Source organism: Phycicoccus duodecadis, from assembly GCF_002846495.1.
Lineage (GTDB): Bacteria > Actinomycetota > Actinomycetes > Actinomycetales > Dermatophilaceae > Phycicoccus > Phycicoccus duodecadis.
Map to the genome: position 1 here is coordinate 223,287 of NZ_PJNE01000001.1, position 13,600 is coordinate 236,886.

14 protein-coding genes are annotated in these 13,600 nt (G+C 73.5%); 2 read left to right on the plus strand and 12 right to left on the minus strand.

Features of this window, described 5'->3' with window-relative positions:
• Positions 1–13: 13 nt before the first annotated feature.
• From ATL31_RS01095 to pdxT, 10 genes are all read right to left on the minus strand, one after another.
• Positions 14–2,347: a RelA/SpoT family protein gene (locus ATL31_RS01095; protein WP_101394144.1), complete on the minus strand. Its 2,334-nt coding sequence runs from the start codon at positions 2,345–2,347 to the stop codon at positions 14–16.
• 22 nt (positions 2,348–2,369) lie between these two features.
• A complete protein-coding gene (locus ATL31_RS01100; protein ID WP_101394145.1) occupies positions 2,370–2,912 on the minus strand; it encodes an adenine phosphoribosyltransferase in 543 nt (180 codons plus the stop codon).
• A gap of 5 nt (positions 2,913–2,917) precedes the next feature.
• Positions 2,918–4,084, minus strand: a complete 1,167-nt coding sequence (gene secF, locus ATL31_RS01105) for a protein translocase subunit SecF (RefSeq protein WP_101394146.1) — start codon at positions 4,082–4,084, stop codon at positions 2,918–2,920.
• A complete protein-coding gene (secD, locus tag ATL31_RS01110; RefSeq protein ID WP_101394147.1) occupies positions 4,081–5,889 on the minus strand; it encodes a protein translocase subunit SecD in 1,809 nt (602 codons plus the stop codon). Before secD ends, secF begins: the two co-directional genes overlap by 4 nt.
• 1 nt (position 5,890) lies before the next feature.
• On the minus strand, positions 5,891–6,169 hold the full coding sequence (yajC, locus tag ATL31_RS01115; RefSeq protein ID WP_101394148.1) for a preprotein translocase subunit YajC: 279 nt from the start codon (positions 6,167–6,169) through the stop codon (positions 5,891–5,893).
• A gap of 140 nt (positions 6,170–6,309) precedes the next feature.
• A complete protein-coding gene (ruvB, locus tag ATL31_RS01120) occupies positions 6,310–7,431 on the minus strand; it encodes a Holliday junction branch migration DNA helicase RuvB (protein WP_101394149.1) in 1,122 nt (373 codons plus the stop codon).
• Entirely contained in the window at positions 7,428–8,042 is a 615-nt protein-coding gene (ruvA, locus tag ATL31_RS01125) for a Holliday junction branch migration protein RuvA (protein WP_101394150.1), read from the minus strand. Before ruvA ends, ruvB begins: the two co-directional genes overlap by 4 nt.
• Positions 8,039–8,551, minus strand: a complete 513-nt coding sequence (gene ruvC / locus ATL31_RS01130) for a crossover junction endodeoxyribonuclease RuvC (RefSeq protein WP_101394151.1) — start codon at positions 8,549–8,551, stop codon at positions 8,039–8,041. The genes ruvA and ruvC overlap by 4 nt, the downstream gene beginning before the upstream one ends.
• Before the next feature lie 92 nt (positions 8,552–8,643).
• Positions 8,644–9,405, minus strand: coding sequence for a YebC/PmpR family DNA-binding transcriptional regulator (locus ATL31_RS01135; protein ID WP_101394152.1), 762 nt, complete (start codon positions 9,403–9,405; stop codon positions 8,644–8,646).
• 160 nt (positions 9,406–9,565) lie between these two features.
• A complete protein-coding gene (pdxT, locus tag ATL31_RS01140) occupies positions 9,566–10,189 on the minus strand; it encodes a pyridoxal 5'-phosphate synthase glutaminase subunit PdxT (RefSeq protein WP_101394153.1) in 624 nt (207 codons plus the stop codon).
• Positions 10,190–10,229: 40 nt separating this feature from the next.
• Between pdxT and ATL31_RS01145 the strand changes: the two genes are divergently transcribed.
• Together ATL31_RS01145 and kynU are read left to right on the plus strand one after the other, a co-directional pair.
• Positions 10,230–10,766 (plus strand): GNAT family N-acetyltransferase, encoded by a 537-nt coding sequence (locus ATL31_RS01145; RefSeq protein ID WP_245861815.1) that lies wholly within the window; start codon positions 10,230–10,232, stop codon positions 10,764–10,766.
• An 85-nt stretch (positions 10,767–10,851) separates the two neighbouring features.
• Positions 10,852–12,090, plus strand: a complete 1,239-nt coding sequence (gene kynU, locus ATL31_RS01150) for a kynureninase (protein ID WP_101394154.1) — start codon at positions 10,852–10,854, stop codon at positions 12,088–12,090.
• A 24-nt stretch (positions 12,091–12,114) separates the two neighbouring features.
• Here kynU and ATL31_RS01155 read toward each other — a convergent pair whose 3' ends face one another.
• A complete protein-coding gene (locus ATL31_RS01155) occupies positions 12,115–12,636 on the minus strand; it encodes a hypothetical protein (protein WP_101394155.1) in 522 nt (173 codons plus the stop codon).
• Between the two features lie 19 nt (positions 12,637–12,655).
• Entirely contained in the window at positions 12,656–13,558 is a 903-nt protein-coding gene (pdxS, locus tag ATL31_RS01160) for a pyridoxal 5'-phosphate synthase lyase subunit PdxS (protein WP_101394156.1), read from the minus strand.
• Positions 13,559–13,600: the final 42 nt, after the last annotated feature.

Genomic DNA, 13,600 nt, shown 5'->3' on the forward strand with positions numbered 1-13,600 from the left:
GCGCCGCGACCGCTCAGGTGTCGCGGCGCCCGCCGGTGACGCGCTCGGCGTCGAGCACGCCGTCGACGCGCTGCACGGCGCGGATGACGTGCCCCAGGTGGCCGGGGTCGCCCATCTCGAAGGTGAAGCGCAGCACGGCCACCCGGTCGCGCGAGGTGTGCACCGAGGCCGAGAGGATGTTCACCCCGTGGTCGGAGATGACCCGGGTGACGTCGGACAGCAGGCGCGAGCGGTCGAGCGCCTCGACCTGCAGCTGGACCAGGAACAGGCTGCCCGCCGTGGGCGCCCACTCGACCTCGATGATCTTCTCGGGCTGGGACAGCAGGGAGTCGGCGTTGGTGCAGTCGCGCCGGTGCACCGACACCCCGTTGCCGCGGGTGACGAAGCCCAGGATGTCGTCGCCCGGCACCGGGGTGCAGCAGCGCGAGAGCTTGACCCAGACGTCGGACATGTCCTTGACGACCACGCCGGGATCGCCGCCGCGGCGGTGGCTGGGCCGCGACAGGACCGGGGAGGCGGCCTCGGCGATGTCCTCGCTGGCGCCGTCCTCGCCACCGACCGACGCCACGAGCCGTGCCACGACGTGCTGGGCCGAGACGTGGCCCTCGCCGATGGCGGCGTACAGGGACTCGATGCCGGGGTAGCGCAGCTCCTCGGCCACGCCGGTGAGCGACTCGAGCGAGGTCATCCGCTGCAGGGGCAGCCCCTGCTTGCGCATGACCTTCGCGAGGGCGTCCTTGCCCTCCTCGATCATCTCCTCGCGGCGTTCCTTGGTGAACCAGTGCTTGATCTTGTTGCGCGCCCGGGCCGAGCGGACGAAGCCCAGCCAGTCGCGGGAGGGGCCCGCGGAGTCGGCCTTGGAGGTCAGGACCTCGACGACGTCGCCGTTGTCGAGCCGGCTCTCGAGCGGCACCAGGCGGCCGTTGACGCGGGCGCCGATGCAGTGGTGGCCGACCTCGGTGTGCACCGCGTAGGCGAAGTCGACCGGCGTGGCCCCGGCGGGGAGCCCGACCAGCTGCCCCTTGGGCGTGAAGACGTAGACCTCGCTGGCCGTGATCTCGAAGCGCAGCGACTCGAGGAACTCCCCCGGGTCGGAGGTCTCCTTCTGCCAGTCGAGCAGCTGGCGCAGCCACGCCATGTCGTTGACCGGGCCCGTCTGGCCGTCGCGGGCCTGGGCCCCCGGGGTTCCCGCGGCGCCCTTGACCGACGGGTCCTCCTTGTACTTCCAGTGCGCGGCCACGCCGTACTCGGCGCGCCGGTGCATGGTGTGGGTGCGGATCTGGATCTCGACCGCCTTGCCCCCCGGCCCGATGACCGTCGTGTGCAGCGACTGGTACATGTTGAACTTCGGCATCGCGATGTAGTCCTTGAACCGCCCCGGCACCGGGTTCCAGCGGGCGTGCAGCGCGCCGAGCGCGGCGTAGCAGTCGCGGACGGTGTCGACCAGGACGCGCACGGCCACGAGGTCGTAGATCTGCTCGAAGTCGCGGCCGCCCACGATCATCTTCTGGTACACCGAGTAGTAGTGCTTCGGACGGCCGGTGACCGTGGCCTTGATCTTGGCGGCCTTGAGGTCGCTGCCGACCTCCTCGCGCACCCCGGCGAGGTACTCCTCGCGGGCCGGGGCGCGGTCGGCGACCAGGCGCACGATCTCGTCGTACACCTTGGGGTACAGGGCCTGGAACGAGAGGTCCTCGAGCTCCCACTTGATGGTGTTCATGCCGAGGCGGTGCGCCAGCGGCGCGTAGATCTCGAGGGTCTCCTTGGCCTTGCGCTGCGCGCTCTCGGCCGAGACGTAGCGCCAGGTGCGCGCGTTGTGCAGGCGGTCGGCCAGCTTGATGACGAGCACCCGGATGTCGCGCGCCATGGCCACGACCATCTTGCGCACGGTCTCGGCCTGGGCGGCCTGGCCGTAGGTGACCTTGTCGAGCTTGGTCACCCCGTCGACCAGCATCGCGATCTCCTCGCCGAAGTCGCGGCGCAGGGCCTCGAGGCTGTAGGCGGTGTCCTCGACGGTGTCGTGCAGCAGGGCGGCGGCCAGCGTGGTCGGCGTCATGCCCAGCTCGGCCAGGATGGTGGTGACGGCCAGGGGGTGGGTGATGTAGTCGTCGCCGCTGCGGCGCTTCTGCCCCTCGTGGGCGCGCTCGGCCACGGCGTAGGCCCGCTCGACCAGGGCGATGTCGGCCTTGGGATGGGTGGTGCGCACGACCTGGAGCAGCGGCTCGAGGACGGGGTTGCTCGGCGGCTTGTTGCGCCCGACGCGCGCCAGGGCGGCCCGGGCCCGCGCCCGGGACCCCGCTCCTGGGGACGTGGCCCCCGGGGCGGCGGTCGTCGTGTTGTCCGCCATGCCGGAAGTCTAGTCGCGGGCCTCAGCCGACCCGGTGCAGGGACCTGACCGGGCGCTCGCCCATCCGCGCACGGCCCCCGAGGAAGGCGAGCTCGACGATGCAGTCGAAGCCCACGACGTGCCCGCCCACCTGCTCGAGCAGGTCCCACGCCGCCACCGCGGTGCCGCCGGTGGCCAGCACGTCGTCGACGAGGACGATGCGGTGGCCGCTGGCCAGGGCGTCGGCGTGCACCTCGATGGTCGCCGAGCCGTACTCGAGGTCGTAGCTGACGGCGACCGTCTCCCCCGGCAGCTTGCCCGCCTTGCGCACCGGGACGAAGCCGACGCCCAGCTCGTACGCCAGGGCGGCGCCGACGACGAAGCCGCGGGCCTCGACGCCGGCGACCAGGTCGACCTCGCCGCGGTGGCCGTCGGCCATAGCCCGGATGACCGTGGCGAAGGCCTCGGGGTCGGCCAGCAGCGGGGTGATGTCCTTGAAGACCACCCCCGGCGACGGGAAGTCGGGGACGTCGCGCAGTCCCTGCGCGACGACCCGGGAGAGGGTGTCGGCGTCGAGCGGGCTCACCGGGCCTACCGCTTCGCCCGAGGTGGGCGCTTCGGCTGGTTGCGCGGGCCGCTGCGCGCGTACTGGTGCACGGCGCGCCCGGTGAGGGTCGAGCCCTCCTCGCGCTGCCCCGCCCCGGGCGCCCCCACCGGTACGGGATCGCCGTCGGCGTCCGCCGTGGCGCCGGGGGTGGTGCCGGCCGGCACCCGGGCCACCTTGGCCTGGTGGCGCGCGGCGCGCTTGCCGAGCTCGACGACCGCGTCGTCCGTGCGCCGCAGGGTGACCAGGATCGGGGTCGCGATGAAGATCGAGGAGTAGGCGCCCACCAGGATGCCGACGAACAGCACCAGCGACAGGTCGAGCAGCACGCCCGGCCCCAGGAAGATCGAGCCGACGACCAGGACCGCCGCGATGGGCAGCAGGCCGATCACGGTGGTGTTGATCGAGCGCACCATGGTCTGGTTGACGGCCAGGTTGGCCGCCTGGGCGTAGGTCATCCGGCCGCTGCCGAACGCCTGGGCGGTGTTCTCGCGGACCTTGTCGAAGACCACCACCGTGTCGTAGAGGCTGTAGCCCAGCACGGTGAGGAAGCCGATCATGGTCGCGGGCGTGATCTCGAAGCCGGTGAGGGCGTAGATGCCGACCGTGATGGCGAGGTCGTGCACCAGCGCCACGAGGGCGGCGGCCGCCATCTTCCAGTTGCGGAAGTAGATGCTCAGCATCACCACGACGCCGATGAGGAAGATGATGAGCGCCCGCAGCGCCTGCTGGCTGACCGAGGCACCCCACGAGGGGCCGATGAAGGTGCCGCTGACGTCCTGCTCGGAGACCCCGAAGGCCTTGGCCAGCGACTGGCGCACGTCCTGGCTGGCGGTGTCGTCGAGCCGCTCGGTCTGCACCCGCACGGTGCCGTTGCCCACCAGGGTGACGTTGACCCCCCGCTCGTCCTCGGCGGCCCCGACGGCGTCGCGGGCGACCTGCTCGTAGTCGGCCGGGGCCGAGGTGGTGGCGACCCGGAACTCGGACCCGCCGCGGAACTCCAGGCCCAGGTTCAGGCCCTGGACGGCCAGGCCGAGGGCGGCCACGACCAGCAGGACGAGCGAGACACCGTAGAAGCGTCGCCGCAGGGCGACGACCGGGACCGAGCGCTTCCCGGTGTACAGGTCGTTGCCGACGTCGGAGAAGCGGCTCATGCTCGGCTCCCTTCGGGCTCACGGACGGCGGGCGGGGCACTGGTGAACCGCCCGCGGCCGGCGTACCGGGTGGTGGTGACACCCAGGCGGCGCGGGTCCAGGCCCGACCACGGATGGCCGTCGCGGAAGAACGGCAGGCGGGTCAGCAGGGTCAGCACCGGGTGGGTGAACCAGAAGACGATGAGGATGTCGATCAGGGTCGTCAGGCCCAGGGTGAAGGCGAAGCCGCGCACGCTGGAGCTGGCCAGCAGGTACAGCACGATCGCGGCCAGGAAGTTGACGCCGTCGGCGATCAGGATGGTGCGCTTGGCGCGACCCCACGCCGTCTGCACGGCCGAGGCCAGCGAACGGCCGTCACGCAGCTCGTCGCGCACCCGTTCGAAGTAGACGATGAAGCTGTCGGCGGTGAACCCGATGGCCACGATGAGGCCGGTGACGCCGGCCATGTCGAGGCGGTAGTTCTGCGCCCAGCCGAGGACCGTGATCGTCAGGTACGTGAGCAGGGCCGCGACCACGATCGAGGCGATGGTCACGAAGCCGAGCACCCGGTACTGCACGAGCGAGTACCCGACGACCAGCAGGAGCCCGATGAGGCCGGCGACCAGGCCGTACCGCAGCTGCTCGCTGCCCAGGGTGGGGCTGATGTCGACGCTGCTCTGCTCCTCGAACGACAGCGGGAGGGCCCCGAACTTCAGCTGGTCGGCCAGGGCGCGCGCCGACTCGATGGTGAAGTTGCCGGTGATGCTGGCCCGGCCGTTCGGGATGGCCTCGTTGAACTGGGGAGCCACGATGACCCGCGAGTCGAGGGTCGCGGCCAGCTGGTTCTGCGGCGACGGCAGCGCGACCATGGTGCGGCTGATGTCGGCGTACTGCTTCGTGCCCTCGGCATCGAACGACAGCGCGATCTCGACGCGGCTGGTCGGCACGCCCTGCTGGTTGGTCTGGTACCCGGCGCTGGCGTCGCTGATGTGGTCGCCGGAGACGACCACGGGGCCCAGGATGTACTTGGCGCCGTCGTCGACCCCGCAGGTGACCAGCGGCTTCGCGGGGTCGTCCTCGATGGTGTCGAGGGCGCCCGGGTCGGCGCAGTTGAGCGCGGTGAACCGCTGCTGCACCTCGGGGGTGATCCACGCGAGGTCGGTGGGCCCGTTGGGGGCGGCGGTCGAACCCGAGGGCTTGGCCGACGGGGCCGGGGAGGCCGCGGCGCTCGGCGAGGCCGACGGGCTGGCCGTGGGCGACGGGGTGGGCGAGGCCGCGGTGAGGGCCTCGTTGACGGCGCTGTTGCTGGTGGAGGTCGGCGCCGGGCTCGCGCTCGACACGGCCGAGGGGCTCGCGCTCGGGGTGGCGCTGCCGGAGGCCGCCGCCGACGGCGAGGCCGAGGGGCTGGCGCTGGGGGCCGGCTGCGGGACGCCGGAGGCCACGGCCAGGACCGGGCGGAACTGCATCTGCGAGGACTTGCTGATCGCGTCGCGGACGGCCTGGGTGGGGATCTCGGGGATGCTGACGACGATGTTGCGGTCGCCCTGGGTCGTGACCTCGGCACCGGAGACGCCGTTGGAGTCGACGCGCTGGACGATGATGTCGCGGGCCTGGTTCAGCTGGGCGGCCGAGACGGTCTGGCCGGCCTTGCCGCGCGGCTCGAGGATGATCTGGGTGCCGCCCTTGAGGTCGAGCCCGAGCTTGGGGGTGGCCTGCCCGTCGCTCCACACGATGGAGCCCGCGAGGACGCCGCCGAGCGCGACGACGAGCACGGTCAGCGCGATGAGCGCGCGACGCGCGAGCGTCTTGGGGGGGACCGCCGCCATGTCAGGCCACCTCGCTCGAGCGCATGCCGATGGCGCGGCGGTCGAACCGCAGGACCGTGCCCGCACCGACGTCGAGGGTCGCGATCTTGTCGTCGAGGGCCGTGATCGTCCCGTAGAGGCCCGACGTGGTCACGACCTCCTCACCCACCGCCAGGGAGGACTGCAGCGTCTGCACCTGCTGGGCCCGCTTCCGTTGGGTGAAGAACATCCACAGGATGAGCAGGAACGGCAGTCCCAGGATGAGCAGGTAGGCGAGGCCGGAGCCGGAGCCTTGAGACATCGGAGTAGGTCCTTCGGAACGAGTGCGCCCCGCGGTGGCGGGCGTGGTATCGGCCCGGACGCACCGGGCCGAGGACCCACTGTAGGCGAGAGCCGGACACCCCACCAACGAACCGCTGTACCCCGGCGTGCCCTCCTGGCTCAGGTGCCGAAGCGCCCGGGGCCCTCGTCCTCGATCGGCAGCGCGCCCTGGAACGCCTGGTGCGCCGGCACCGGTAGGCCGAGGTGGCGCCACGCCGCGGCGGTGGCGGCGCGCCCGCGAGGGGTGCGCAGGATGTAGCCCTCGCGCACGAGGTAGGGCTCGGCCACGGTCTCGACGGTGTCGGACTCCTCGCCCACCGCCACCGCGAGGGTCGACAGGCCCACCGGCCCCCCGCCGAAGCGGCGGCACAGGGCCTCCAGGACCGCACGGTCGAGCCGGTCGAGCCCGGCCTGGTCGACGTCGAACAGCGCCAGGGCCTCGCGGGCGGCGTGCTGGTCGACCCGCCCCTCGCCGTGGACCTGCGCCCAGTCGCGCACCCGGCGCAGCAGCCGGTTGGCGATGCGCGGGGTGCCCCGGGAGCGGCCGGCGATCTCGTGCACGCCGTCGGCGTCGGCCTCGACCCCGAGCAGCCCGGCGGAGCGGTGCAGGATGGTGACGAGGTCGGCCACGTCGTAGAAGTCGAGGTGGCCGGTGAAGCCGAAGCGGTCGCGCAGCGGGGCCGGCAGCAGCCCGGCGCGGGTGGTGGCGCCGACGACCGTGAACGGCGGCAGCTCGAGCGGGATGGCCGTGGCTCCCGGCCCCTTGCCGACGACCACGTCGACCCGGAAGTCCTCCATGGCCAGGTAGAGCATCTCCTCGGCCGACCGGCTCATCCGGTGGATCTCGTCGAGGAAGAGGACCTCGCCCTCGTCGAGGCTCGACAGCACCGCGGCCAGGTCGCCCGCGTGCTGGATGGCCGGGCCGCTCGTGACGCGCAGCGGGCGCTCGAGCTCGGCGGCCACGATCATCGCCAGGGTGGTCTTGCCCAGCCCGGGTGGCCCCGATAGGAGCACGTGGTCGGGCGGGCTGCCGCGGCGGCGGGCGGCCTCGAGCACCAGGCCCAGCTGCTGACGCACCCTCGGCTGGCCGGGGAACTCGCTGAGCCGGCGCGGGCGCAGGGCGGCCTCGACCACCCGCTCGTCGTCGCTGGTGGCGGGGTCGACCACGCGCGCGGTGGCGTCGAGCGAGCCGTCGGCCTCGCGGACCTCGCTGAAGAACCCGCCGGGTGTCTGCTCGCTCATCGGCGCATCTCGCGCAGGGCCAGGCGCAGGTAGGCGGCGACGTCGGCGTCCGCGGGCGCGCTGCCGGCCACGCGCTCGACGGCGTCGGCCGCCTGCTTGCTGCTCCAGCCCAGCCCGACCAGCGCCTCGGAGACCTGCTCGCGCCACGGCTCGCCGGACCCGGCGGCGGCCGTGGCGGCGGGGCCGCCCGACGACGTGCCGGTGCCGTGCAGCGCGGCCACCTTGTCCTTGAGCTCGAGGACCAGGCGCTGGGCCGACTTGGCCCCGATACCCGGGATGGCGGTGAGGGCCTTGGCATCGCCGCGCACCAGGGCGCCGGCCAGCTCGTCGGGGCCCATGACCGACAGCATCGCCAGCGCCAGCCGCGGCCCGACGCCCGAGACGGTCTGCACCGTCTCGAACATGTCGCGCTCGGAGGTGGCGGCGAAGCCGTACAGGGTGAGGGAGTCCTCGCGCACGACCAGGCTGGTGGCCAGGCTCGCCTCCTGGCCGCGGCGGCATCCGGAGGCGGTGGCGGGAGTGGTGTGCACCAGCATGCCGACGCCCCCGACCTCGACGACGACGTGGTCGAGCCCGACGTGGCCGACCGGGCCGCGGACGGAGGCGATCATCGGCGGGCCGCCTCGGCCAGGGCGGTGAGCCGGGCGGTCTGGGCGCCGCGCCAGCTGTGGCAGATCGCCAGCGCGAGGGCGTCGGCGGCGTCGGCGGGCTTCGGGGGGGTGTCGAGCCCCAGGATGCGGGTGACCATGGCGGTGACCTGGGCCTTGTCGGCGCGGCCGCTGCCGGTGACCGCGGCCTTGACCTCGGTGGGGGTGTGGAAGACGACCGGGAGGCCGCGGCGGGCGGCGGCCAGCAGCGCGACGGCGGTGGCGTGGGCGGTGGTCATGACGCTGGCGACGTTGACGTCGGCGAAGACCCGCTCGATGGCCACGACCTCGGGGTCGTAGCGCTCGAGCCAGGCCTGCACCTCCTGCTCGAGGTAGAGCAGGCGCGCGCCGGGCTCAGCACCGCTCGGCGTGCGCACCACCCCCACGGCCACCATCACGGCCTTGCCGGGCCGGCCGTCGACGACGCCGAGGCCGCACCGGGTGAGGCCGGGGTCGACACCGAGGACGCGCACGATCGACTCCTCCGGGGGCTAGAACACCTGTTCGGAGACCACGCTACGGGAGCGCGGTCGAGCCCTGGCGCAGCGACACGCGCGGGGCGGGCTCAGTCCTCGGAGTCGTCGAGCTCGGCCAGGACGTCGTCGGGGATGTCGCCGTTGGCGAAGACGTCCTGGACGTCGTCGGAGTCCTCGAGGGCCTCGATGACGCGGATCATCCTGCGGGCGCCCTCGAGGTCGAGCGGCACCTGGAGGTTCGGCACCCACGAGGCCTCCGCGGAGTCGTAGTCGACGCCGGCCTCCTGGAGGGCGGTGCGCACGGCGACGAAGTCGGTGGCCTCGGACACGATCTGCCACGCGTCGCCGTGGTCGTTGACCTCGTCGGCGCCGGCCTCGAGCACGATCTCGAGGATGTCGTCCTCGGTCTTGTCACCCTTGGGGACGACGACCACGCCCTTGCGGTCGAAGACGTAGCTGACCGAGCCGGGGTCGGCCAGGGCGCCCCCGTTGCGCGTGAGGGCGGTGCGCACCTCGGCCGCGGCGCGGTTGCGGTTGTCGGTGAGGCACTCGATGAGGACCGCGACGCCACCGGGCGCGTAGCCCTCATAGGTGATGGTCTCCCAGTCGGCCCCGCCGGCCGTGGCCCCCGACCCGCGCTTGACCGCGTTGTCGATGTTGTTGTTGGGGACCGAGGACTTCTTGGCCTTCTGGATGGCGTCGTAGAGCGTCGGGTTGCCCGAGACGTCGCCGCCGCCGGAGCGGGCCGCCACCTCGATGTTCTTGATGAGCTTGGCGAAGAGCTTGCCGCGCTTGGCGTCGATCGCCGCCTTCTTGTGCTTGGTGGTCGCCCACTTGGAGTGGCCGCTCATGAACGCTCCCTCAGACTCTGTGTCGCGATGTCGGCGGGCATCCGGTGGACCGGCCCCGCCCGCCGCCTCGTAGCCGAGGGGCCTGGCGGTGGGTCCGCTGCCGCGCGGCGACGATCCTACCCGCGCGCGAGCGGCCCGTCCCCGACGGTTCCGGCCCCGGTCACCGTCCTCGACGCGTGGCGCGCACCACCATGTCGACGAAGAGCCGGTGCAGCCGGTGGTCCCCGGTCACCTCGGGGTGGAACGACGTCACGAGCAGGGAGCCCTGCCGGGCCGCGACGATGCGCCCGGCGGCCGGGCCGGTCTCGACCCGGGCCAGGACCTCGACGGCCGGGCCTGCCTCCTCCACCCAGGGGGCCCGGATGAAGACGGCGCGCACCGGTTCTCCCCCGATCTCCCGGATGTGCAGGTCCTCCTCGAAGGAGTCGACCTGGCGGCCGAAGGCGTTGCGGCGCACGAGGATGTCCATGCCGCCGAGGGTCTGCTGGCCCGCGGCCCCGTCGGCCAGGCGGTCGGCGAGCAGGATCATCCCCGCGCAGGAGCCGTAGACGGGCAGACCGGCGGCGATGCGCGCGCGCAGCGGCTCCTGGAGGTCGAAGGCGCGCACGAGCTTGTCGATGGTGGTCGACTCGCCCCCGGGCACGACCAGCCCGTCGACGGCCTCCACCTCGGCCGGGCGCCGCACGGTGACGGCGCGGGCGCCGCCGCCCTCGAGGGCGGCGAGGTGCTCGCGGACGTCGCCCTGGACGGCCAGGACCCCGACGACGGGTGCGGTGGTGGTCACGGCCACCGATGCTACGGGCGCCCCTGCCTAGGCTGCGGGGGTGGGTACCTCCTCCGACGTGGCGCTGCGGGACCGCGAGCCGGCCGACCTGCCCCGCCTGGTGGGGGTGCTAGAGGCCCAGCAGGCCGGGAGCGGCTACCCGGTGCGCTGGCCGCTGCCGTTCCCTGCCGAGGAGTTCGTGGTGCGCCCCGGCGAGCTCGGCGCGTGGGTCGCGCAGGTCGGCGGGGTGGTGGCCGGGCACGTGGCGCTGCTGCACCCGGCGTCCGGCTGGGAGGCTGCGGCGTTCCGCGAGGCGATGGGGCTGCCGCCCGAGCGGATGGCGACGGTGTCGACGCTGTTCGTCGACGCCGAGCGACGGGGCGCCGGCATCGGGACGCGGCTGATCGACGTCGCGGTGGCGCACGCGCGGGCGCTGGGTCGGGTCCCCGTGCTCGACGTGGTCCAGGAGCACTCCCCCGCCGCCGCCCTCTACCGCCGGCGGGGCTGGCGCGTGGTCGGCGAGGCCCGTCCGCACTGGCTCCCGGCCGACCGCGAGCCGGTGCTGCTGATGACCCTCGACGACCCGGCGGAGGCCTGACCCCGGGCGGTGCCGCCGCTCGCTCGGGAGCATCCGGACCTGACCGGCCTGCCTCGGGGGCAACAGCACCCGCTAGCGTCGTCGCATGTCGTCAGCGCTGATGGACCGGGCCCGGGCCCTCGACTCCGAGCACGCCGCCACCGACCTGCGCGGGCGCTTCCGGCTCCCCGCCGGGCTCGTCTACCTCGACGGCAACTCCCTCGGCGCGCTGCCCGCCGGCGTGGCCGAGGCCGTTGCCGACGTCGTGCACCGCCAGTGGGGCAACCGTCTCATCGCCAGCTGGAACGAGGCCGACTGGTGGGGCGCCCCGACCCGCGTCGGTGACCGCATCGGCGAGCTCGTCGGGGCCGGCGCCGGCCAGCTCGTCTGCACCGACTCGACCACCGTCAACCTCTACAAGTGCGTCGTCGCGGCGGCCCGGATGCGGCCCGGGCGGGGGGTCGTCCTCACCGACCCCGCCTCCTTCCCGACCGACCTCTACGTGACCCGGGCCGCGGCCCGCGACGCCGGTCTGACCGTCGAGCTCGTGAGCCCCGCCGACGCCCCGGCCCGCATCGTCGCGCTCGGCGACGCCCTGGCCCTGGCCTCCTACAGCTCGGTCGACTACCGCACCGGTGAGCTCTGGGACCTGCCCGCCATCACCGACGCCGCCCACGCCGTCGGCGCCCTGGCCTGCTGGGACCTCTGCCACTCGGCCGGAGTCCTCGAGGTCGGCCTCGACGAGCACGGGGCCGACCTCGCGGTGGGCTGCGGCTACAAGTACCTCAACGGCGGTCCCGGCGCCCCGGCCTTCCTGTACGTCGCCCGGCGCCACCAGGACGCCTTCGACCAGCCGCTCTCGGGCTGGAACGGGCACGCCACCCCGTTCGCGATGGCCCCCGACTTCACGCCGGCCCCCGGCATCACCCGCGGACGGGTCGGCACGCCCCCGCTGCTCTCGATGCTCGCGCTCGAGGCCGCGCTGCACGCCTACGACGCCGTCCGGGTCGCCGACCTGCGGGCCCGCTCGCTCTCGCTCACGGGGCTCTTCCTCGAGTGCCTCGACGCGCTCGCCCCCGAGGTCGAGGTCGTCACCCCGCGCGATCCGGCGCGCCGCGGCTCGCAGGTCAGCCTGCGGCATCCGGCGGCCTACGGGGTGGTGCAGGCGCTCATCGCGCGCGACGTGGTCGGTGACTTCCGCGAGGCCGACATCGTGCGCCTGGGGTTCGCCCCGATGTACCTCTCGCACGTCGACGTCGTCCGCGCCGCCGAGCACCTGCGAGCGGTCCTCGACGGCCGCGAGCACGAGCGCCCCGAGTTCGCCCGCCGCGCCACGGTGACCTGAGCGGCCGACGGGCGAGCGGGCCGGTCAGCCCGCGACCGCTCCCCCGGCCTGGTGCAGCACCCAGAGGAACTCGTCGGCGTAACGCCGCTCGCGCAGGGACTTGAGGTCGTTGCCCATCCACTGGTTGATGTGCTCGTGGCTCACGGTGGCGTTGACCCTGCCGGTGGCGGGGGTCTCGAGCCAGACCTCCTGCCGCGCGAGCAGGCTGTTCTTACCCGCACGCACCTGGTGGGCGGGGACGAGCCAGGTGGGCGGGCTCTGCGGCCCGGCCGGGTGGAAGCCGAGCCACCCGTTCTCGATGCGCAGCACCCCGACCTGCTGCCCCGGCAGCACCATCGCGCCGCCCGGCGAGAGCTGGGCGTTCCACTGGCCGACGGGGACGGGGGGCGGGGCGGCGGGGTCGTAGCCCGCGGCCGCCACCGCACCCCCGACCGACGCCGGCACACGGGGGCGCCGGGTGTGCAGCCAGAGGAACAGCGCGACCCCGGCCGCCGCCAGCGGCAGGAGGCCGACCAGCACGCCGACCAGCCCGATCACCGCGTCCATGCCGGCCCCCCGCACGGGCTCACCAGCCGCGTTCGGCCAGCCGGTGCGGCTGCGGGATCTCGTCGACGTTGATGCCGACCATGGCCTCGCCGAGCCCGCGCGAGACCTTGGCGATCACGTCGGGGTCGTCGTGGAAGGTCGTCGCCTTGACGATGGCCTCGGCGCGCTGCGCGGGGTTGCCCGACTTGAAGATGCCCGAGCCGACGAAGACGCCCTCGGCGCCGAGCTGCATCATCATGGCCGCGTCGGCAGGGGTCGCGATGCCGCCCGCGGTGAAGAGCACGACCGGCAGCTTGCCGGCCTCGGCGACCTCCTTGACCAGCTCGTACGGGGCCTGGAGCTCCTTGGCCGCGACGTAGAGCTCGTCGGAGGACATGGACCGGAGCCGGTTGATCTCGGCGCGCAGGGTCCGCATGTGGGTGGTGGCGTTCGAGACGTCGCCGGTGCCGGCCTCGCCCTTGGAGCGGATCATGGCCGCGCCCTCGGTGATGCGGCGCAGGGCCTCGCCGAGGTTGGTCGCGCCGCACACGAACGGCACGGTGAACTGCCACTTGTCGATGTGGTTGGCGTAGTCGGCCGGGGTGAGGACCTCGGACTCGTCGATGTAGTCGACGCCGAGACTCTGCAGGACCTGGGCCTCGACGAAGTGGCCGATGCGGGCCTTGGCCATCACCGGGATGGAGACCTCGGCGATGATGCCGTCGATCATGTCGGGGTCGCTCATCCGCGAGACCCCGCCCTGGGCCCGGATGTCGGCCGGGACGCGCTCGAGGGCCATGACGGCGACGGCGCCGGCGTCCTCGGCGATACGGGCCTGCTCGGGGGTGACGACGTCCATGATGACGCCGCCCTTGAGCATCTCGGCCATGCCGCGCTTGACGCGGGTGGTGCCGGTGCTCGTGGCGCTCTGCTGTTCGGTCATGCCGCGATTCTAGGACCGCCGGCGAGGGCGCCCGACCAGGGG